The organism is Paramylibacter kogurei (assembly GCF_002742285.1).
Taxonomy (GTDB): Bacteria; Pseudomonadota; Alphaproteobacteria; order Rhodobacterales; family Rhodobacteraceae; genus Amylibacter; species Amylibacter kogurei.
In genome coordinates this window covers 83249-104643 of record NZ_MDGM01000013.1, presented here as the reverse complement: position 1 = coordinate 104643, position 21395 = coordinate 83249, and the positions used below count along the sequence as shown (strand labels likewise).

Genomic DNA, 21395 nt, shown 5'->3' with positions numbered 1-21395 from the left:
CTGATCGCGCGTATTTGCCAACAGATTGCACATCAATCCCTTTACATCAACAACCCAACCGCCCTATAGAGCGCGGAACCCGAACATCTACAGGTATTCCAATGGCACAATGGTCTGCAAATATTAACGTAATGATCAAGGCTGCGCGTCGCGCGGGGCGTATGTTGATGCGCGATTTTGGCGAAGTCGACAAATTGCAAGTTTCCACCAAGGGAACAGGCGAATTTGTGAACCGTGCCGATATCCGCGCCGAAGAATTTTTACGTGAAGATTTGGAAGAAGCACGTGCCAATTATGGTTGGACATCGGAACGCGCAGGCGAAGTTGCTGGATCAGACCCAACGCGGCGTTGGATTGTTGCCCCACTTGAAGGCGCCGAAAATTTTGTACACGGCTTGCCGCATTGGGCGTTGTCCATCGCATTGGAATACAAAGGCGAAATCGTTGCCGCATTGGTTTTCAACCCGATTGACGAAGAATTATTCGTGGCCGAAAAAGGCAACGGTTCATGGTTAAATGACCAACGTATCCGCGTTTCAGGACGCCGTGATATGGATCGTTTGATTGTGGGAACCACATTGCCACCAAAGGGCAAATCTGGCCTGCCAGCCGTGTTAAAAGACATTGCACATATCGCCCCTGCCGTCACTGGTATACGCAACTGGGGCTGTTCATCATTGAACCTCGCTTATGTTGCGGCAGGTCGATATGATGCCTGTTGGGATCGCAAGTTGGATATCTGGAACATCGCCGCAGGTGCATTGATCGTAAAAGAGGCTGGTGGTCTTTCGCAAGGAATGAAAGATGGTTCCGACCCGCTGGAAACAGGTAGCATTATCGCCGCAAACAACGAAGTTTTCGATCGCTTCGCGAAAACGCTTCGCAACGCTTAATCATAAAAGACGTATCGCAACACCTTGTGATTCCATCCCGTCCCCTGCGCGATCAAAGCGCAGATATGCAATCGCTTGGCCGTTTGATTGGCTAAACACTTGCCCAATGGATTTCCCATCCCGTGTGATCGCACTGCCAATCGGCACGGTGCCATCAATGGCAACGGTCTTGAACCCTTTGCGTAGCTCGGTTTTGTGTTTCATCCGCGCCGTAACCTCTTGGCCGACATAACAACCTTTGCGAAAATCAACACCGTGGAGCCGTTCAAATCCGGCCTCTAGGATATATGTTTCATCCGCGATCAGCTCGATATTTGTTTCGGGGATACAGTGTTTCACGCGAATGGCTGTCCAATCAATTGTTGGTTCCCCCCCCTTGGTCGCACTGTATTGGCGCCAACCCAGATCAGCGTGGCGCGGATCGGCATGTGCGCCCGATGGCACATCACCCAGCCCGCGATTAACGCATAAATCGGTGGCCTCGATCTGCACATCCGCGCGTAATTTATACATGGTTAAGCGTTTGGCCAATGCGGGCGCGCGATCAACTGCAATATCAATTAAATAATCATCACCGTTGGCTGCGACAAAGAAATCAAACAGGTATTTCCCCTGTGGCGTCAAAATCGAAGCATAGACCAAACCCTTTTTGGTTCCACCCATGTCGTTGCTGATCGTGTCTTGCAAAAATTTATATGCATCACTGCCGCTGATGCGCAAAATTCCTCGATCAATCGCCAATTCGCCTGTCATATTGTAGCAATCCTTCGATTAGGGATGAATTTTTTGTTCATATCCGATATGGAACCTAAGAACAGAAAAAATCTATGGCCCATGCCCGCACCAGTGTCCATCATTATTCCCACTTTGAACAGCGCCAAAACGCTGGGTCCAATGATGGCTGGATTATTTGAAGGGATGAGCACGGGATTGGTTTGCGAAGTGATATTTGCCGATGGCGGGTCAACTGATGACACCATAAAAATCGGTGACGAACTGGGCGTGAAAATCATTTCATGCACCAAGGGGCGCGGCACACAAATGGCCAACGGTGCCAATGCTGCACGTGGTGATTGGTTGTTCTTCGTACATTCCGACACACAATTATCAAAAGGTTGGGCGGATATTGTTTTGGACCATATTCAATCCAACCGCAAAGCCGGTTTTGGTAAATTGAAATTCGACGCAAACGGGTTTGGCGCGTGGTTTGTCGCGGGTTGGGCAAATATCCGATCACGCTTGTTTGGGTTGCCCTATGGTGATCAAACATTGTTGATTTCCAAACAAATGTATCGTTCCACTGGTGGTTATCGTGATATTCCATTGATGGAAGATGTCGCCATTTCCAATAAAATCGGCCGACAGAAAACCGCGTTGAACTTTACTGCAACCACAGGTGCGGATCGCTTTGTGAATGATGGGTGGTTTCGGCGTGGAACGAAAAACCTTGGCACGTTGGCGCTATACTATCTGGGACGTGACCCCAATCAGCTTAGCCATCGGTATCACCGCTAATCCCCATAAAACGAACCAATCGACCCAACGGCGATTTCATCAGCTTTTGCGCACCACGACCAGCGAATGATCGCGTGTTACGTTCTGTTCCCTGAATGGGTGTTGTATCAAATTGCAGGTTGAACAGGTCGGCGTAAATGCCGCCGCGTTCCAACAATTCATCATGGCTTCCTTGATCCACAATCCGCCCTTGGTCCATGACAACGATTTGATCTGCATCCAATATGGTGGATAATCGATGCGCAATCACCAATGTTGTGCGCCCTTTGGACAGATCATCCAATGCTTGGCGAATAGAGGCTTCGGATTCTGCGTCCAATGCCGATGTGGGTTCATCCAACAACAAAATCGGTGCATCACGTAAAATCGCACGTGCAATCGAAAGCCGTTGTTTTTCACCCCCTGAAAACGCCGCCTTGGATGGGTCAATCATCGTTTGATAACCATCGGGCAATTTATTGATAAAACTATGCGCTGCGGCGGCTTTGGCGGCTTTGATGCAATCGACTTCGCTGGCATCTTTGCGCCCAAAAGAAATGTTATCCAGAATGGATGCTGACAACAAAACACTGTCTTGGCTAACCACAGAAATCTGATCGCGCAGGGCCGATAATTTGAATTCATTGATCGGGCGGCCATCAATTTTGATCACCCCGCCAGTGGCATCAAACAAGCGTGGCAATAAATTGAAAACCGTGGATTTGCCCGCACCAGATCGCCCAACAAATGCATAAGTTTTACCCGCACCAATTTCCAAATTCATATCATGCAATGCGTGATACCCATCGGGATATGTGAAATTGACATTTTCAAATGAAATACCGCCATGCGCACCACTGCCATCGGCATATTCAAACGTTCCATCCGCGATGATCTGTGGCGTATCATAAAGCGCAAAAACGCGATCCAATGCACCCATGCCCTGCAATCCCATTGCATAGGCTTTGCCAAGCTTTCGCGCAGGGTTGGTTGCCACACCAAGGGCGGTTAACAACCCAATAAATCCGGCCAAATCAATCGCACCCGATCGCATACGAAGCGCAACCAAAAACAACAAAACCGCAATCGCCAAACCACCCAGAATTTCCATCAGTGGTGAAACACTTGCCTGCCATTTCATCAAATCAACGCGAAGCTTATACAGGCGTTCAAACACTTCATCCGCACCTTGTTTCAAACGCTCTTCCAGGCGATAGGTGCGCACCATACGAATACCTGAAAGGCCTTCGTTTACCGCCCCTGTCATGGTGGCAATTTCTTCTTGTGTTTCAGAGGAAATTTTACGCACGCGTGACCCCGCAATACCAACTGGACCAAAAGCAAATGCAAATATCAAAATCAACCCCAGCGTCATCGCCCAATCGATGGATAACATCACCGCGAATGTGGCAATTACCGTAAAAATGGCGGTGATGGATCCGAACACCTCTTTCGTGGCGGTGCGTACCAATTCGATATCTGCAGAAAAGCGCGAGGCCAACGCCGCTGGCGATTCCGCCAACAGGTTGGATAAATCCATATAAACCAAACTGTCGAACATCTTGGCCTGCATATCGGCCTGAACACGGGTTAAAACATTATTCTGAATGATCTGGTAATAATATTGGCATAACCCTTTGGACACCGTCAAAACAATGATCCCAATTGGCCCCCAATAAATCACATTTTGGGCACCGTTTTCAAATGCCGACATGACCAGTTGCATAAATTTGGCGTAACCAGCCGCCGCAACAGCAACCACAATCATCAAAATTACGGTTCCCGCCAGAACCCATGCATGAGGCTTGAGCCAATCATGCCACATCCGCCCATATGCCGCGCGAACACTGATTTGATCCGTCGTTTTTGTGGACATACAGCCTATTTCCCCAGTCAATTCGTTTTGTCATATCACGCCAAATCACACTGTCCAACAGTCCATTTTCAACAAGTGTTTGACGCAAGCACAAACGCGGCCTAACAAAAGAAAAAAACATCAGGTTGATTTCATGTCGCTTCATCACGGTCGCACCATCCTTGCCATTCCCGGCCCATCTGTCATGCCCGAACGCGTAATCCGCGCCATGCATCGTGCCTCGCCCAATATTTATGAGGGTGAAATGATTGATATGACGGCAACAATTCTGCCCGATTTGAAAAAAGTGGCGCGAACATCCGGCAATGTTGCGATTTACATTGGCAATGGTCATTCAGCCTGGGAAGCATCAATAAACAATACGCTCAATAAGGGTGACAAAGTATTGGTTTTGGGCACGGGGCGTTTTGGCCCTGGCTGGGGTGACATGGGCAAAAGCCTAGGGATTGATGTGGAATTAATGGATTTTGGGATGCATTCCGATGCCGATCCTGCACGCATTTATGAACGCTTACGCGCGGATAAATCAAACGAAATTCGCGCCGTTTTAACCGTCCAAACAGATACCGCCAGTTCTGTTCAGAACGATATCCCCGCAATTCGCAAGGCCATCAATGATGCCAACCACCCTGCCCTGTTCATGGTCGATTGCATCGCCAGTTTGGGATGTGAACCCCATGAAATGGATCAATGGGGCGTCGATGTGATGGTATCCGCCTGTCAAAAAGGATTGATGACACCGGCAGGATTGGCCTTTGTCTTTTTCAATGAAAAGGCCCAAAAAGCACGCAAATTGGTTCACCCAAGCCTTTATTGGGATTGGACGACACGCGCGAACCCCGATGTTTATTATCAACATTTTGGCGGCACTGCGCCCACGCATCATCTCTATGCATTGCGCGAAGCGCTGGATATGATCGTTCACGAAGAAGGCATCGAAAATGTTTGGGCACGCCACGAAACATTTGCAAATGCGATCTGGGCCGCAATTGATGCATGGGGTGATACCGGAACGATGTGGCACAATATAAAATCCCATTCGAAACGATCACGCGGCGTATCATCGGTTCAAACCACACCAGATGTTGGTGGAATTTTACGCCATGATTGCGAATTTCTGGCGGGTGTAACGCTTGGAATTGGCCTTGGCATGGCGCAACCCAACACGCCCGAATATGCACAGTATTTTCGCATTGGTCACATGGGGCATTTAAACGTTCACATGGTGATGGGAACGCTTGGTGCGATTGATTTCTCGCTCAAGCGCAACAATATCCCGCATGGTGACGGCGCCTTGGCCGCAGCGGCCAAAGTTATGGCAGATCACAATTTCAACTAGCCCTGCGCGTTTGCCAATGCTGTTGGCAATACCTCGGCCAATAAGGCGAGGTCTTGTGGTGTTCCCGCAGATATCCGAATGCAGCGATCTTGTGGGGGCACAAATGGCATGCGTACAAAAACGCCTAACGCACCAAGTTCCGCCACCACACGGCGTGCGTAATCCCCATCACCACCACAATCCAATGTGACGAAATTGGTTGCAGACGCGAGCGGAACCAACCCATTTTCCGTAGCAATTTTTGCTATTTCGTCCTTTGCGTCGTTGATTTGACGAACGACTTGCGACAAATATTCCTGATCCTGTAACGCCGCCAATGCCGCCATTTGAGATATTTTTGGAATTCCAAAATGATTGCGGACTTTATCAAATGCACGAATAAGTTCTACTTGGCCGATGGCATAGCCAACACGTGCGCCCGCCATGCCATACGCCTTTGAAAACGTGCGCATGCGGATCACATTTGGATTATTGGTGTCAAATGCAGGCGCTGCGCCATCTGGTGCACATTCAATATATGCTTCGTCCAAAATCAACAAACATTCGTCGGGGACGCTATCAATCAGGGCTTGGACCACGTCGGCAGAATGAACCGTTCCCATAGGATTGTCAGGATTTACAAAATATATCAACTTTGGCTTTTCTTTTTGCGCCATTGCGATCAAAGCTTCTGGGTCTTCAAAATCACCGCGATATGGAACCGTAATCAATTCCCCGCCATATCCCGCCACATGATAATTGAATGTTGGATATGCCCCCAGCGACGTTACAACGCGATCCCCAGGCGACACCATTAGGCGTACCAAATACCCAAGCAACCCATCGATACCTTCACCAATCACAATATTTTGCGCTGAAATCTGGTGATGCTCTGCCAGCGCTTGACGCAGCTCCACACTTTCTGGATCAGAATATTTCCAAGTATCCATTGCTGCATCAGCAATCACTTTGATCACCTTTGGTGATGAACCAAACACATTTTCATTCGCCCCTAAACGCGCGGAAAACATACGCCCTTGGGCGCGTTCTTGCGTTTCAGGCCCCACAAAAGGCACGCTCGCAGGCAATGAATTTACGAGTTCCGTGAACCGCGGGCTTTGCGATTTTTCAGTCATATTTCTCAATCCACAAATTGGTGTGAAAACTTGTAACAGCGTTTTCACACCATATGTATATGGTACGCAATTGCTAATTGGGGGAATTAAATGTCAAATTCAAAGCCTAGCTTAAAAATGACTCGCCGCAGTGTATTGGCCACGGGTGGCGCCGCCGTTGGCGCACGGTTTTTACCCAAAATTGCCACCAGCACAGGTGGGCGTCGTATCCTCACTGTTTATTTTGATAAAACCATCGGCGCCATGCGCGCGATTGAACGTCTCGTGCCATAGTTACAAAGGTTTCACATTTCATTGCTAAATATAGCGGTACAACCAGATCGATTCGCACAATCTGGTATCTGCTGCCAAAGGAGCAATGACATGAAACCGATCAAACCTGCTGAATTCGCTCAAAACACTGCACCGCTATCAAATCCGAACAGAATAAATCTGGCCGAAATTGGGATGCTACATGCAGCACCAATTGAAAACGGACAGCGCATATTGACTTTTAAGTTTGATTTTAAAACAGGCCAGTTGTTTCCGAATTGAAAAACGGCCCTGAGCAATCGCCCAGAGCCGTCTCCAAATGTACGGCCATCGGCGTCCCCGCCTGTTCCGTAGATAAATATTGAAACAAATTTATTTCCAAATGTTTAATATATCCTCGCCGAAGGCATTTAGACATTTCTGCCGTTGCCTTCGGCAAGGATATTTAGAACATTTGGAGCGCTTAGCTAAGCGACGCCACCCGCGCGAATGCCTCTTTTAGGGTTGCGAGCTCTTCACCACCAGTTTCAACACGGGCACGGTTTTCCGCGACAACGGATTCTGGTGCATTTGCGGTGAATTTTTCATTCGCCAATTTGCCCTTGATCCCGTTAAGTTCTTTTTCCAGCTTTTCAATGGATTTTGACAAACGCGCCTTTTCCGCAGCGATATCGATGATATCAGCAAGGGGCAGGCAAAACGAACCACCATCAACAGGTAATGTAATTGCACCTTTGGGTGCCGCGGTTGCGGTATTCACATCTTCGATCCGCGCCAATCGTTTGATCATTGCCAAATTTGTATCAAGTGCTTTTTGCGCATTTGCATCAAGCCCAAGATTGATCATTTCAATTTTCGCACCTGCATTCACACGCATTTCCGCACGGACAGAGCGCACCTGTTCGATCAGATTAATCACCCAAGACAGTTCTTTTTCCGCCGCAGTATCGACAAGCTCTTGGCCATAGGTTGGCCATGCGCGATGCGCCAATAATGTTTCATCGCCGAATTCTTCCCAGAGTTTTTCGGTAATGAATGGCATGATTGGATGCATCAAGGTCAAAGCCTCTTGCAGCACCCAAACCAATGTGGCCTTGGTTTCGGCAATCACAGCCTGATCATCACCTTGCAGCAACGGTTTTGAAAGCTCGACATACCAATCGCAAATTTTATTCCACACAAACACATACAACGCATTCGCCGCATCGTTAAAACGATAGGCATCAAGTGCCGCATCAATTTCGATCCGCGCCTTTGCGGTTTCACCAACGATCCATTTGTTCAACGTCTGTGTGACCTTTGTTGGGTCAAAGTCCGGATCAGGGCGTGCCTCGTTAAACTCAGCAAATCGCGCGGCGTTCCAAAGCTTGGTGCCAAAATTGCGATAGCCCTCAATTCGTTTCATATCGAGCTTTAACACACCGCCAAGTGCGGCCATTGCAGCGCTTGAAAACCGCAACGCATCCGCGCCGTATTCGTCGATGATATCAAGCGGGTCCATAACGTTGCCCGTTGATTTGGACATTTTCTTGCCCTTGGCATCACGCACAAGTCCGTGCAGATACACGGTGTCGAATGGCACCTGATCCACGACGGCAAGTTGCATCATCATCATACGAGCAACCCAGAAAAATAAGATATCTTGCCCTGTGACCAGCGTGCTGGTTGGGAAGTATTTCTGCATCTCTGAGGTGTCTTCGGGCCAGCCAAGTGTGCCGATTGGCCAGAGGCCAGAGGAGAACCATGTGTCAAGCACGTCTGGGTCACGGGTTAATTCAACACCGTCACCTGCTTGTGCTTGCGCTTCTGCCTCGGTCGCGGCGCAAAACTGATTTCCCTCACTATCAAACCAAACCGGAATTTGATGCCCCCACCAGAGCTGGCGCGAGATACACCATGGTTCGATATTTTCGAGCCAGTGATAGTAAACTTTTTCACCACTTTCGGGCAGGATTTTAACTGTGCCATCACGCACTGCATCAAGTGCGGGACCAACGATTTTATCTGTTTCAACAAACCATTGATCGGTCAGCATCGGTTCGATCACAACCTTTGATCGATCGCCGAACGGCTGCATGATTGGCTTGTTTTCAACCATCGGAACGGTTTGCGTGATTTCGGACTCAACGCCGTCGTCGTCTTTAACCTTGCGCACAACATCGTGCATCACGGCGAGCCCCTCACCCGTGATCTGTTCTACAACCTTTGCCCGTGCTTCAAACCGATTAAGGCCGCGCAGATCATCAGGGATCAGGTTGATCGCATCAACTTCGTTTTCGGTAAATTCCGCGCCCTTTGCGTGTGCTTGCGCCTTGGCGGCCTCTTCGGCATATGGTGCGCCATCGGCACGCATCGCGCCTTTGGTATCCATCAGGCGATACATCGGAATGCCGCCGCGTTTGGCGACTTGGTAGTCATTGAAATCATGCGCACCGGTGATTTTCACGGCACCTGATCCGAAATTCATATCGGGATATTCATCGGTGATGATCGGGATCAGACGGCGGTGTTCCTTGGGCCCCACAGGAATTTCGCACAGTTTGCCCACGATGGGCGCATAGCGTTCATCATCAGGGTGCACCGCAACCGCGCCATCACCCAGCATGGTTTCGGGGCGTGTGGTGGCGATAGAAATGTAATCGCGCTCTTCCTCCAAGGTGACGTTGCCGTCCTCGTCCTTTTCGCGATAGGTATATGTCACGCCATCAGCGAGCGGATATTTGAAATGCCACATATGGCCGTCGACCTCGATATTTTCGACCTCTAGGTCGGAAATCGCGGTTTCGAAATGCGGGTCCCAGTTAACGAGACGCTTGCCGCGGTAAATCAAGCCTTTGTTATACATTTCAACAAAAACCTTGATCACAGCATCATGGAAATTCGGGGAATTTTCATGACCAGTACGCGTGTCGCCATGCGCCCCCGCCATGGTAAATGCCGTGCGTGAAAAATCGCATGATGCACCAAGGCGTTTCAATTGATTGATAATTGTCCCGCCTGATTGTTCTTTCCATTCCCAAATTTTGGCAAGGAAATCTTCGCGGCTCATGTCTGTGCGTTTGATACCCTGTTCACCCAATTGGCGTTCTACAACCATTTGGGTGGCGATCCCCGCGTGATCGGTGCCGGGTTGCCAAAGCGTGTCATATCCTTGCATCCGTTTCCAGCGGATCAGGATATCCTGCAATGTGTTGTTAAACGCATGGCCCATGTGCAGAACACCCGTCACATTGGGCGGTGGGATCATAACACTGTAGCTGGCATCTTTGGTGCGCGGTCCCGCCCCAGCCTTAAAAGCCCCGGCATCTTCCCATTTTTTATAAATCGCGGCTTCAGCAGAAGCTGCATCAAAATTCTTTTCCATCGCCATTTTCACGTGCCTTATGCGTCATATTTCAAGGCGCTTTTACACGTGCAAATCGCGAAGGGAAAGCCCCGTCACCCGATCAAGCGCTTCGTTTAATTTTTGTGCGAAGCTGGATCAAGCTTTCGGATGATAAGACACCCGTCATTTCACCAATATGATCCAACACCGCATCCAATTCCGCGGTGGTTTGCGCAACCACCTGCAAGATCACATCAAACCGCCCCGATGCGGTATGGGCCTCTTGCACCGCAGAAATTGATTTTAACCGCGAAAACAGATTTGCGCCCGCTTTGGGATCAACCTGTAACAACACGGTTGCACGAATTTGACCCGCTGCGAATGCATCACCCAATCGCAAACTATACCCCGCGATGGTACCATTTTGTTCCAACCGTTGGATGCGCGCCTGAATTGTTGTGCGCGCCACACCCAAAGTCGCCGCAAGGCTTGAAATCGGAATGCGTGCATTTGTGCGCAATTCAGACAGCAGCCGTTTATCAAGATTATCCATCACATATCGCCTTTGTTTTCGTCAGATTGCCCAAAATAATACGCTAATTCAACAATAAACCTTGTCTAACTGACGTTTGATCGCTGCATAATGAAGAAAAACAGGCAGGCCCATGACATTTCAACGTACCAATTGGCAACACCCGCTGGATTATCTGGAACAACGACAGCCAGATCGCCCCGTGATTTTTTTCCATGCTGATACGCTGGCGCAAACGGCGAAACAGTTTTTGAATGGTTTTGATGGCTTGGTGACATATGCGGTCAAGGCAAACCCTGATCAAATGGTGTTAAGCCATTTGGTAAATGCAGGTGTCACCAGTTTTGATGTTGCATCCCCATCAGAAATGAAAATGGTGCGTAGCCACGGTGCAGACCTGACAATGCATTACAACAACCCTGTGCGATCTGTTGCAGAAATTCAAATCGCATTGAACCACGGCATTCGGTCATTTTCCGTTGATCGTTACGGTGAATTGGCCAAGCTGATAAAGCTTGCGCCAAAGGGATGTGAAATATCAGTGCGATTAAAGCTACCCACCAAAGGGGCCGCATATGATTTTGGTGATAAATTTGGCGCAACACCGGATGAATGTAAATCCTTGTTACAACAGGCGCGTGATGCAGGTTTTCAAACCTCGATGACGTTTCACCCTGGAACACAGTGTGAAGATGCGCAAACTTGGGTGAAATACATATCCACATGCGCAAATATTGCGCGTTCAGCAGATGTGAAATTACAACGGCTGAATGTTGGTGGTGGTTTCCCATCGTTTCGCGGCGCAATCAAACCAGAATTAAACCCGATTTTTGAATGCATCGCGCAATCGTGCAAAGACAGCTTTGGTGATGAAAGTCCAAAATTGGTTTGCGAACCGGGCCGCGCGATGGTGGCAGAGGCATTTACATTGGTCACGCGCGTCAAAGCACGTGATCGCGATGTACTGTTTTTAAACGATGGTGTTTATGGCGGGCTGACCGAATTTCGCGATATTGGCAATTGCGAGCGGTATTCTCTTTTCACCTCCAAAGGCAGCGTTCGCGATGGCACCTATCGCGATTTCACCATATTCGGACCAACATGTGATTCCATTGATCGTTTGCCGGAATGCCTATCGTTGCCAGAAACCGTATCGGAAGGTGATTATATTTTATTCAAGGGCATGGGCGCATACGTGCAATCAATCGCGACACAATTTAACGGATATGGCGCGATGGAATCTGTGGTATTGGCATAAATCACAAACTGTTTTGCACAGTTTTCTTGCGTTTTTGGTGAAACCGATCATCATCCCAACCATGAACAAAAGACGCCCCCGAAATCACATCATCATTATCGATGGCACACAAAGCAAGCTTGACAAAGGGCATGAAACAAACGCTGGGATTTTGTTTCGTTTGCTCGAAGAAACGCCAAATGCGCGTGACGAAACATTGTGGTATCATCCCGGTGTGCAAGGGCATGGTTTGTGGAATTGGATTACCATCGCTTCAGGCTTGGGGATCAATGCAACGATACGTCAGGCCTATGCACGATTGTCATCGCAATATCGTTCGGGCGACAAGATTTATTTATTTGGATTTAGTCGGGGCGCATATGCCGTGCGATCATTGGCGGGAATGATAGCACAGCTTGGGTTACTGCGGCGCAAACACGCAATTGAGCGGCGCGTGACACAAGCGTTTCGGCTCTACGAATGCAAATCCAGCGGTGTCACGCTGCGCCATTTTGTCAACGCATATACCAACCGCGATATCCCAATTGAAATGATCGGCGTCTGGGACACGGTCAAGGCGCTTGGCCTATCCTATCCGTTACTTTCGCGATTGGCACCGATGGCGACTGAATTTCACAATGACAAAATCGGGGGTGGCGTGAAAAACGGATTTCACGCGCTGGCACTTGATGAAACACGCAATGCCTATGCCCCTGTGTTGTGGGATGTTGAATTTGGTTGGAATGGCCATTTAGAACAAGTCTGGTTTCGCGGTGCACATTCGGATATTGGCGGACATGTTTGGAAATTTCCAGATGCGCGACCATTATCCAACATTCCATTGGTATGGATGTTAGAAAAAGCAGAAGAATGCGGTCTGCTCCTGCCCACCGATTGGCGCGATCGGTTTGTTTTGGATCCGACCGCACCTGCCAAAGGTGACAAGCGCGGTATTGCCAAATTTTTCTTACTGCGTTCCAAACGCATCGTTGGCGCGTTTCCCTGTGAAAAATTGCATCCATCGGTGGGCGATCAGGCGATTATTGAACCCTATCACGCGACATCACCAAAACTTGTTACAAAAATCTGATCAAGCACGAGTTGCCCAGCCTTGCGAACTATGGCAAAAGCAATCAAAGATTCATGCAAAACATTCAAAAGGCTGATAAATGACCGATTTTGCAAAAGCCCGCACAGCAATGGTGGATTGCCAAGTACGCCCATCAGACGTGACTAAATTTCCAATTATTGATGCATTGCTGAAAACAGAACGCGAAAATTTTGTCCCTAGCACGAAAAAGGCCGTCGCCTATGCTGGTGAACATATTGCGCTGTCTGATACGCGCGCATTGTTGGATGCACGCACATTTGCAAAGATGTTGGATGCCGCAAATATTCAACCCAATGAAATGGTTTTGGATATCGGATGTGGCATGGGATATTCCACCGCGGTTCTGGCGCATTTGTCAGAGGCGGTTGTCGGCATTGATAATGATCAGGATTTGGTAAATGCTGCATCTGAAAACTTGACCCAATCATCGGTCGATAACGCGATCACATTGCTTGGCAATTTGACCGCTGGTGCGCAAAAACACGGGCCATATGATGTAATCATCCTCCAAGGAGCCGTTGCAACAATCCCCGACAGCCTTGTTGATCAATTGAACGACACTGGACGCATTGTTGCAATTTTTTCCGACGGAAAGTCTGGCGTTTGTCGTATTGGATATAAATCACATGGAAAAATCGACTGGCGCGACGCATTTGATGCCACCGCGCCCATGCTCGAAGGTTTTCAAAAAGAAAAGACATTCACATTTGCGTAATGAAAATACGCGCAAATTGTCCACAGGAGACAAAACAGTGAAAACATCCATGAAAGCCATTTTATTGGCGACAGGATTAACTCTTGCATCACCGATCTTGGCACTTGCCGATGGCGTTTCATTGCAAAGCATTCTGGCACAAGCCTATAACAATAGCGATCAGCTCAGCCTGACCCGATCACAACTTCGCCAAGCGGACGAAGGTGTCGCACAAGCGCGATCATTGTGGAAACCCACCGTCGAAGGCAGCGCCAGCGTTGGCGCATCGCGCAGATGGAGCCACACGAATTCGCCACTTGATGGCAGCAGAGTCACCAACAAGGGCACTACCAATAGCAAGAATGTCGGCGTCACAGCATCACAAATGCTCTATGATGGCGGGCGAGCAAATGCAGGTATTGAATCCGCACGAATGCAAGTTTTGGCACAACGTCAAAACCTGATCGATGTTGAACAAACCGTTTTGTTGGGTGCAGTTGTCGCATTTTTCGATGTGCAACGCGATCAACGTGCCGTTGGATTGGCGCAAAATAACGTACGCGTTTTGAATGAACAGGTGCGCGCCGCACAAGACCGTTTCGATGTAGGCGAAGTGACCCGCACAGACGTTAGCCAAACACAAGCACGCCTTGCATCTGCTGTCAGCAATCTTGAACTTGCCAAGGGTAACTTGCGCAATTCACAGCAAAGCTTTCGTTCTGCGGTTGGGGTATCACCGACATCGCTGCACACACCAAGTGCCACGCCAAAATTGCCAGGTTCTGCGCGGGCTGCAGAGCAAATCGCAACAAACGGACATCCGCGAATTTTGGCAGCACAATTTGCGGTAAAGGCTGCGCAATACGATTTGGAACAGGTGAAATTGAACCGTCACCCAACCGTAAGCGCATCCATCAGCGCCGATGTGGATCGTTCAAATTCATCAACTGGCGATAGTGAATCGCTCACCGCATCCATCGGTGCAACTGTACCCATTTATCAAGGCGGTCGTTTGGACAGCGACCGGCGCATATCGCTTGCAGCATTACAAAATGCAGAGGCAAATGTTCAACTTGCCAGCCTTACAACGCGTCAAAACGTCAATAGCGCCTATGTGAATTGGCAAACATCAATTGCGGCCAAAAAGGCCGTGCAATCCCAAATTCGTTCGGCACGCATCGCTTTCGAAGGTGTCCGCGAAGAGGCGAAATTGGGTGCTCGCACCACGCTGGATGTATTGGATGCTGAACAAGAATTGTTAACCGCACAATCAAATTTGATCGCGGCAAATCGCAATGAATTTGTGGCCGCCTATCAAGTTTTGTCTGAAATGGGTTTGCTCACCGCTGAAAATCTTAAGCTAGCGGTTGAACAATATAATCCAGACGTCAATTACACACGCGTGAATGGCAAAAGCAAACTTGGCCAGAAACGATTGAAACTTCTGGACAAGCTTCAAAATCGTTAAAAACCTAGCCAAACTTGATCCAAGTTGATTTCCCCACTTAAAAACAGTATTTTTATGGTTCCTGTGGGGGAATCATTATGTCTAGTAATAATTTAAAAAATTCTGCGAATACGCGTGCCAAATTAATTCAACTGATTGCACGACAACAAAAATCGAACGACAACTCTCTGTTCAATGTGTCAGCACATGAACACGAAGCAGAAGAATTGCGCGTTGGTTTGACGGGTACTGATAACGCAAAATCATCCAGCAACCGACAAAATATCGGGACACTCGCGCTTGGAACCGATGCGCTTGTGCCAAGTGAAAATGCCCGAACATTGCAAAATGCTTTTCACAGCATGCGTGGCTCTGACCCACGGCAAAAACCATTAAAACTCGGCAAATCAGAGGTCGATGAACTCGCCGCCGATGCGGTGAAACGTGTTATTCAAAACGTAACCGAAGACAAAATCAGCGATTACATCGACACATTATTGCGTGCACGTGTTGGCTTGGTTTTTGATGAAATCAGCGAACAGAAAATCCAAAATGCGATTGCGCAAAACGCACCTGCTCAAATTTTGGAAATGATCAAAAAAGTAGCGCCAAAAATGATCGAAGGCGCGGTTAAGGCCACCACCGAAGATGTTCTGAACGCAGAGATGGACAATTTGACCATCGCAATTGAACAATCGGTAAAACAGCTTGTCCGCCAAGAATTGCATGGCTCTTTTGGATCAAAGGTAACGGAAAACATCAAGTCGTTGATCCATATCGAGGTTGCAAAACTTCGATCACATCACGAAATTTAGTCCGACGGTCTGGCTATTCGGCAATCGCCGCTATCGCATCAAGGTCCAAATGATGTTCGACATGTGCGGCTAGACGATCCAGTGTTGCATCAACATCCGCGCCATAGTTCAACCCAGATTGCGCCACGCCCAAACGGGATAAATACGCTGCGCGAAACGCATCACTGTTAAATAACCCGTGAATGTAACAGCCTTGCACGCGCCCATTGGCATTGCTTGCTCCCACACGATTTCCGTCAACTTGCAACCACGCATTTTTGCAATCACTGCCGTCGGTATCACCGATATGAATTTCATACCCATCAAACGAAGCACCCGTTTGCAAATCCGCCCCGATCACACGTGAAAGCTTTTTCTCTGGTTTCATATGTGTTGTGATATCCAAATGCCCCAGACCGGCATAGCGCCCTGCGTTACCCTCGATCCCCAAATCGTCGATAATTTCACGCCCCAACATTTGATAACCGCCACAAATGCCTAATACGCGCCCACCACAGCGAATATGTGCAGACAGATCAATATCCCAACCTTGATCGCGGAAAAATTGCAAATCACCAATCGTTGATTTGCTTCCAGGGATCAAAATAAGATCCGCATCATTTGGAAGCGGACGACCCGCAGGGATAATTTCAACAACGACATCGGGCTCAGCGGACAACGGATCCAAATCATCAAAATTTGCAATCCGAGAAAGCTGTGGCACAGCGATTTTAAACGCACCCTGCCCAGTGGTGTTGGAAATATCGCTCGCATCTTCTGCTGGTAATTTATGCGCCTCGCCAAACCACGGTAAAACACCCAGCGATTGCCAGCCTGTGCGGGCAACGATCTCGTTCAGCCCTGCGTCAAACAATGAAGTATCACCACGAAATTTGTTGATTGCGAAACCTTTAATCAAGGCTAAGTCATCCTTGGGCAAAATTGCATGTGTGCCCACCATTTGCGCGATCACACCACCACGATCAATATCGCCGAGCAAAACAACCGGCACATGCGCCGCGCTGGCAAAACCCATATTTGCAATGTCACCCGCACGCAAATTGATTTCTGCAGGGCTTCCTGCACCCTCAACAATCACAATATCGGTTTTCGCTTTTAAACGTTCAAAGCTTTCTAAAACACGCGGCATCAATGTTTGTTTCAACGCACCGTATTCACGCGCCTTTGCCGTTGTAAGACGCTGACCCTGTACGATCACTTGCGCACCGATGTCGGTTTCAGGCTTTAACAAAACAGGATTCATATCCGTATGGGCGTCAAGGCCACAAGCCATCGCCTGTAATGCCTGTGCCCGCCCGATTTCGCCACCATCACTGGTTACGGCCGCATTATTTGACATATTTTGGGGTTTAAACGGCGCAACGTTTAATCCACGCTTGGAATACGCACGACACAAGCCAGCAACCACCATTGATTTTCCAACGTTTGAACCAGCGCCCTGGATCATAATGGACTTTGCCATTTCGCGCCCCTAAAAAGCATACAAAGGATGCAAAACATGAATACGCCCGCACATTTAATTCTGGCCGCCGCCGTGTTTGCTCGGCCAGATAAACCGAAAGTTACCTTGGGGGCAATCGCAGGTGGCTTTTTACCTGATTTTTCTCTCTATGCTTTGGTTGCATGGAGCAGATTTATAGACCAAAATTCGTTCAGTCACATATTTCGCGAACAATATTTTTCCCAACAATGGCAATCCATTTTTGCCGTGGATAATTCTTTTTTTGTCTGGGCACTTATCATCGCAATCGGCATCTATTTAAAAAAACACTGGCTTTGGGCATTGGGTGGCGGTGGTTTTTTACATCTGTGTTTTGATTTTCCACTTCATCATGATGATGCACGCCAACATTTTTGGCCACTCACCGATTGGGTTTTTCACAGCCCGTTTAGTTATTGGGACAAAGATCACTTTGGCGGAACAATCGAAATGTTAGAATATGGATTATGCGTCGTTCTACTTGTCATTCTTTGGCGTCGTTTTAAATCAATATTTTCTCGTTCTGTGATCGCAATTGTGGCCACAATTCAAATTTTACCCACGATATTGTTTTCTTGGATACTTTAACATCTTGCACGCCCTGTCTGGCATTGCTATAGCCACGAAACACCATTACGGCGGCGAGTTGGCGGAGTGGTGACGCAGCGGATTGCAAATCCGTGTACACCGGTTCGATTCCGGTACTCGCCTCCAATGAAAACACTTAAAATTTGTTTTTAGACGCTCACAAGGTTTTTGATTAGATTTGGTCTCTTACCATTCTTTGAACGCTACCCTTGCGAAGATTGTGCCCAAAGATTGATATCTTGATCCGTTGCAATTTCATCAATTTGTGCAAGCTCATCAGCACTGAATTCCAAATTATCAATCGCACCGACACAATCGATAACTTGTGATGGTTTTGAAGCACCGATCAATGCAGAGGTAATCTTACCTTCGCGCAGCACCCAAGCGATTGCCATTTGGGCCAATGTTTGGCCACGATTTTCGGCAATTTCATTCAACTGGCGAATTTTTGCGATTGCTTTGTCAGACAAGAAACCATCAAGCAACGATTTGCCCTGAACTGCGCGGCCTTCGGTGATTTTCCCACCCAAATATTTGTTGGTTAACATCCCCTGTGCCAGCGGGGTAAAGGCGATTGAACCAATGCCAAGCTCACCCAATGTATCCTTTAACCCATCGGTTTCGACCCAGCGGTTCAACATATTGTACGATGGCTGATGAATAACGCATGGCGTTCCCAGATCCTTCAGGATTGCGGCCGCTTCGCGTGTACGTTGCGAATTATAAGAGGAAATCCCAGCGTATAGCGCACGCCCTGAACGCACGATATGATCCAGCGCCCCCATGGTTTCTTCTAGCGGAGTATTGGGATCAAATCGGTGGGAATAGAAAATATCAACGTAATCAAGCCCCATACGTTTCAACGATTGATCACAAGATGCGATCAGATATTTTCGGCTCCCCCATTCGCCATATGGCCCTGGCCACATGTCATATCCCGCCTTTGATGAAATCAGTAATTCATCGCGATACCCGTCAAAATCGGTTTTCAGAATTTCACCAAAGGCTTCTTCGGCGCTGCCTGCAGGTGGGCCATAGTTATTGGCCAAATCGAAATGCGTAATGCCCAGATCAAACGCCGTGGTGCAAATATCACGCTTGTTTTGATGCGGAAAATCATGGCCAAAGTTATGCCAAAGCCCAAGCGATATCGCAGGCAGCTTTAGCCCCGATTTGCCACAGTGGCGATATGGCATGTTATCGTAACGATTTGGGCTTGGTTGATATTTACCCGCCGCAAGGTTTTTTACAGGGCGTTTGGGTTTGTTTTCTGCATCTTTGGTCATTTTGCTATCCTTCTGAAACGCCTGCTTGTGCAAATGTTGCCATGCCCGAATGACAGGCAACCGCTGCTTTTACGATACCAATTGCAAGCGCTGCGCCCGATCCTTCGCCAAGGCGCATATCCAACGCCAATAAGGGCTTTTTGTTCAAAGCGGTCAACAGTTTTATATGCGCCTGTTCATCGGATTGATGCCCCGCCACACAATGATCCAACGCCCCTGCAACCGCACGTTCCAAACATGCAGCCGCCGCCGTGCAAATAAAACCATCCAGTATCACAGGGATCGACAATACACGTGCATGGGCAATCGCACCCGCCATCGCCACCAATTCGCGCCCACCCAACGCACCAAGAACCGTCAGTGGATCGCGATCAGGGTTTACCAACAATGCTTCGCCTACGACTTGTGATTTCAATGCAAGACCTGCTTCATCAACACCTGTTCCCTTGCCCACCCACGTTTCAGGCGCACCGCCAAACAATGCACATGCAATTGCGGCTGCGGATGTAGTGTTCCCAATGCCCATTTCACCCGTGACCAACAAATCAGTTTCAGGATCAACCGCATCCCATCCGGTTTGCAACGCTGCCAAACATTCATCCGTGCTCATCGCGGGGCCTTTGGTGAAATCTTGCGTTGGGTTATCAAGATCAAGCGCATGCACATCCAACTTTGCCCCAAATGTATTGGCCAGTTGATTGATCGCGGCACCACCATGTTGAAAATTCATAACCATTTGCGCAGTCACATCCGCAGGAAACGCGGACACGCCACGTGCGGTTACACCATGATTGCCAGCAAAAATAATCACCTGTGGATGTTCAATTTTTGGGGTCGCATCACCACGCCAAGACGCATACCAAATTGCGATATCTTCTAATCGCCCCAACGCAGCTGGTGGTTTTGTTAATTGACCGTTTCGTTGTGTTGCATCATTGAATGCCTGTTCGTTAAAGCTTGGCGCATTTGCCAATACGGATTTGAATTCTGAAATCGACGAAAAGGCAGCAGTCATATTTTTACCCTGTTTGCGTGTTGAATTTACACCTCAATAACGGGTATCAGCCAACGATGTAATCCCAATTGCGAAAAGGTGGATGCGATGAACGACCATCACGGCGAGTTTCACATTGAAACCCACGATATATGGGCGGCGGCAAGCTTGCTGACACGCCTGCCCGTTCCTGTAAATCATGAACGCGCGGGGCAACGGGGGGCGGATGCTGCGTGGGCGTTTCCATTGGTTGGTACACTGTTGGGATTGGTGGCAGGATTGGTCGCGTTTTGCCTTGGCGCAATCGGATTACCATCTGGCATGCCAGAGCTTTTCGCATTGGCGGCCTTGGCCATGATGACCGGTGGGTTGCATGAAGACGGGCTTGCCGATTGTGCCGATGGTTTTTGGGGGGCGATGGATGCTAAAAAGCGCCTTGAAATCATGAAAGACAGCCGCATCGGCGCCTATGGCACTTTGGCCTTGGTCTTTGCTGTCATGCTGACATGGCTTGGGCTTTTGGAAATTGGAAGCGAGCGCTTTATTTTAATCATGATCGGCATTTGTGCTATTTCGCGCCTGCCGATGGTTTTGGCAATGTATAGCTTGCCCAATGCGCGCACATCGGGGATGGCGGCGCGTGCAGGTGTGCCATCACGATTGAGCGTTGCAATCGCAACAACGCTTTGTGTAGCACTCGCTATCGCAATATTTGGATGGCTTGGTCTGCCGATACTGGTGTTCGTAATTCTTGCAACCCTGCCATTGTTCATCATGGCATTGCGCAAATTGGGTGGACAAACGGGTGATGTTTTAGGAGCTAGCCAACAGATTGGCATGATTGCCGCAATCGTTGCGATTATATTGCTCACATAAAAGCCGCACCCGATGGGCACGGCTTTCAATCAAATTTTCAC

20 protein-coding genes and 1 tRNA gene are annotated in these 21395 nt (G+C 48.6%); 13 read left to right on the top strand and 8 right to left on the bottom strand.

Features of this window, described 5'->3' with window-relative positions:
• Positions 1-101: 101 nt before the first annotated feature.
• Positions 102-893, top strand: a complete 792-nt coding sequence (locus BFP76_RS12455) for an inositol monophosphatase family protein (protein WP_099594318.1) — start codon at positions 102-104, stop codon at positions 891-893.
• On the opposite strand, the gene ygfZ is transcribed toward BFP76_RS12455, so the two are convergent.
• Positions 894-1646, bottom strand: coding sequence for a CAF17-like 4Fe-4S cluster assembly/insertion protein YgfZ (gene ygfZ / locus BFP76_RS12450; RefSeq protein ID WP_099594273.1), 753 nt, complete (start codon positions 1644-1646; stop codon positions 894-896). It lies immediately after the preceding gene.
• Positions 1647-1670: 24 nt separating this feature from the next.
• Between ygfZ and BFP76_RS12445 the strand changes: the two genes are divergently transcribed.
• Positions 1671-2408, top strand: coding sequence for a TIGR04283 family arsenosugar biosynthesis glycosyltransferase (locus BFP76_RS12445; RefSeq protein ID WP_338064515.1), 738 nt, complete (start codon positions 1671-1673; stop codon positions 2406-2408).
• Here the strand turns inward: BFP76_RS12445 and BFP76_RS12440 are convergent.
• A complete protein-coding gene (locus BFP76_RS12440) occupies positions 2386-4263 on the bottom strand; it encodes an ABC transporter ATP-binding protein (protein ID WP_099594271.1) in 1878 nt (625 codons plus the stop codon). The two genes, BFP76_RS12445 and BFP76_RS12440, sit on opposite strands and share 23 nt — an antisense overlap.
• Positions 4264-4396: 133 nt before the next feature.
• Here BFP76_RS12440 and BFP76_RS12435 point away from each other — a divergent pair, with 133 nt between their 5' ends.
• Entirely contained in the window at positions 4397-5602 is a 1206-nt protein-coding gene (locus BFP76_RS12435; RefSeq protein ID WP_099594270.1) for a pyridoxal-phosphate-dependent aminotransferase family protein, read from the top strand.
• Here the strand turns inward: BFP76_RS12435 and BFP76_RS12430 are convergent.
• Positions 5599-6717, bottom strand: a complete 1119-nt coding sequence (locus BFP76_RS12430) for a pyridoxal phosphate-dependent aminotransferase (RefSeq protein ID WP_099594269.1) — start codon at positions 6715-6717, stop codon at positions 5599-5601. The two genes, BFP76_RS12435 and BFP76_RS12430, sit on opposite strands and share 4 nt — an antisense overlap.
• Before the next feature lie 90 nt (positions 6718-6807).
• Here BFP76_RS12430 and BFP76_RS12425 point away from each other — a divergent pair, with 90 nt between their 5' ends.
• Entirely contained in the window at positions 6808-6990 is a 183-nt protein-coding gene (locus tag BFP76_RS12425) for a Tat pathway signal protein (RefSeq protein ID WP_099594268.1), read from the top strand.
• Between the two features lie 90 nt (positions 6991-7080).
• Positions 7081-7251: a hypothetical protein gene (locus tag BFP76_RS14685; protein ID WP_165775717.1), complete on the top strand. Its 171-nt coding sequence runs from the start codon at positions 7081-7083 to the stop codon at positions 7249-7251.
• 181 nt (positions 7252-7432) lie between these two features.
• Here BFP76_RS14685 and BFP76_RS12420 read toward each other — a convergent pair whose 3' ends face one another.
• Both BFP76_RS12420 and BFP76_RS12415 read right to left on the bottom strand, forming a co-directional pair.
• Positions 7433-10339 (bottom strand): valine--tRNA ligase, encoded by a 2907-nt coding sequence (locus tag BFP76_RS12420; RefSeq protein WP_099594267.1) that lies wholly within the window; start codon positions 10337-10339, stop codon positions 7433-7435.
• 76 nt (positions 10340-10415) lie between these two features.
• Complete coding sequence (locus BFP76_RS12415) at positions 10416-10847, bottom strand: Lrp/AsnC family transcriptional regulator (RefSeq protein WP_099594266.1); 432 nt, start codon at positions 10845-10847, stop codon at positions 10416-10418.
• A 112-nt stretch (positions 10848-10959) separates the two neighbouring features.
• On the opposite strand from BFP76_RS12415, the gene BFP76_RS12410 reads away from it, so the two are divergent.
• The 5 genes from BFP76_RS12410 (at position 10960) to BFP76_RS12390 (ending at position 16130) form a co-directional block, all read left to right on the top strand.
• Positions 10960-12084: a type III PLP-dependent enzyme gene (locus tag BFP76_RS12410; protein ID WP_099594265.1), complete on the top strand. Its 1125-nt coding sequence runs from the start codon at positions 10960-10962 to the stop codon at positions 12082-12084.
• Positions 12053-13153, top strand: coding sequence for a DUF2235 domain-containing protein (locus BFP76_RS12405; protein ID WP_099594264.1), 1101 nt, complete (start codon positions 12053-12055; stop codon positions 13151-13153). Before BFP76_RS12410 ends, BFP76_RS12405 begins: the two co-directional genes overlap by 32 nt.
• Positions 13154-13232: 79 nt before the next feature.
• Complete coding sequence (locus BFP76_RS12400) at positions 13233-13889, top strand: protein-L-isoaspartate O-methyltransferase family protein (RefSeq protein ID WP_099594263.1); 657 nt, start codon at positions 13233-13235, stop codon at positions 13887-13889.
• 49 nt (positions 13890-13938) lie between these two features.
• A complete protein-coding gene (locus BFP76_RS12395; protein WP_165775716.1) occupies positions 13939-15336 on the top strand; it encodes a TolC family outer membrane protein in 1398 nt (465 codons plus the stop codon).
• A gap of 77 nt (positions 15337-15413) precedes the next feature.
• The gene (locus BFP76_RS12390) at positions 15414-16130 is read left to right on the top strand and encodes a hypothetical protein (protein WP_099594261.1); all 717 of its coding nucleotides are present in this window, start codon (positions 15414-15416) and stop codon (positions 16128-16130) included.
• Positions 16131-16143: 13 nt separating this feature from the next.
• Here the strand turns inward: BFP76_RS12390 and BFP76_RS12385 are convergent, their stop codons facing one another.
• A complete protein-coding gene (locus BFP76_RS12385) occupies positions 16144-17592 on the bottom strand; it encodes a cobyric acid synthase (protein WP_099594260.1) in 1449 nt (482 codons plus the stop codon).
• Positions 17593-17628: 36 nt separating this feature from the next.
• On the opposite strand from BFP76_RS12385, the gene BFP76_RS12380 reads away from it, so the two are divergent.
• Entirely contained in the window at positions 17629-18198 is a 570-nt protein-coding gene (locus BFP76_RS12380) for a cobalamin biosynthesis protein CobQ (protein ID WP_133117435.1), read from the top strand.
• A gap of 52 nt (positions 18199-18250) precedes the next feature.
• Positions 18251-18324, top strand: a tRNA-Cys gene (locus tag BFP76_RS12375).
• A 77-nt stretch (positions 18325-18401) separates the two neighbouring features.
• Here BFP76_RS12375 and mgrA read toward each other — a convergent pair.
• Together mgrA and cobT are read right to left on the bottom strand one after the other, a co-directional pair.
• Positions 18402-19484 carry an L-glyceraldehyde 3-phosphate reductase gene (mgrA, locus tag BFP76_RS12370; RefSeq protein ID WP_099594258.1) on the bottom strand — a complete coding sequence of 361 codons (1083 nt, stop codon included), beginning with the start codon at positions 19482-19484 and terminating at the stop codon, positions 18402-18404.
• A gap of 4 nt (positions 19485-19488) precedes the next feature.
• Positions 19489-20499, bottom strand: a complete 1011-nt coding sequence (gene cobT / locus BFP76_RS12365) for a nicotinate-nucleotide--dimethylbenzimidazole phosphoribosyltransferase (RefSeq protein WP_099594257.1) — start codon at positions 20497-20499, stop codon at positions 19489-19491.
• A gap of 87 nt (positions 20500-20586) precedes the next feature.
• Here cobT and cobS point away from each other — a divergent pair, with 87 nt between their 5' ends.
• Positions 20587-21354 carry an adenosylcobinamide-GDP ribazoletransferase gene (gene cobS / locus BFP76_RS12360; RefSeq protein ID WP_133117434.1) on the top strand — a complete coding sequence of 256 codons (768 nt, stop codon included), beginning with the start codon at positions 20587-20589 and terminating at the stop codon, positions 21352-21354.
• The last annotated feature ends 41 nt before the right edge of the window (positions 21355-21395 follow it).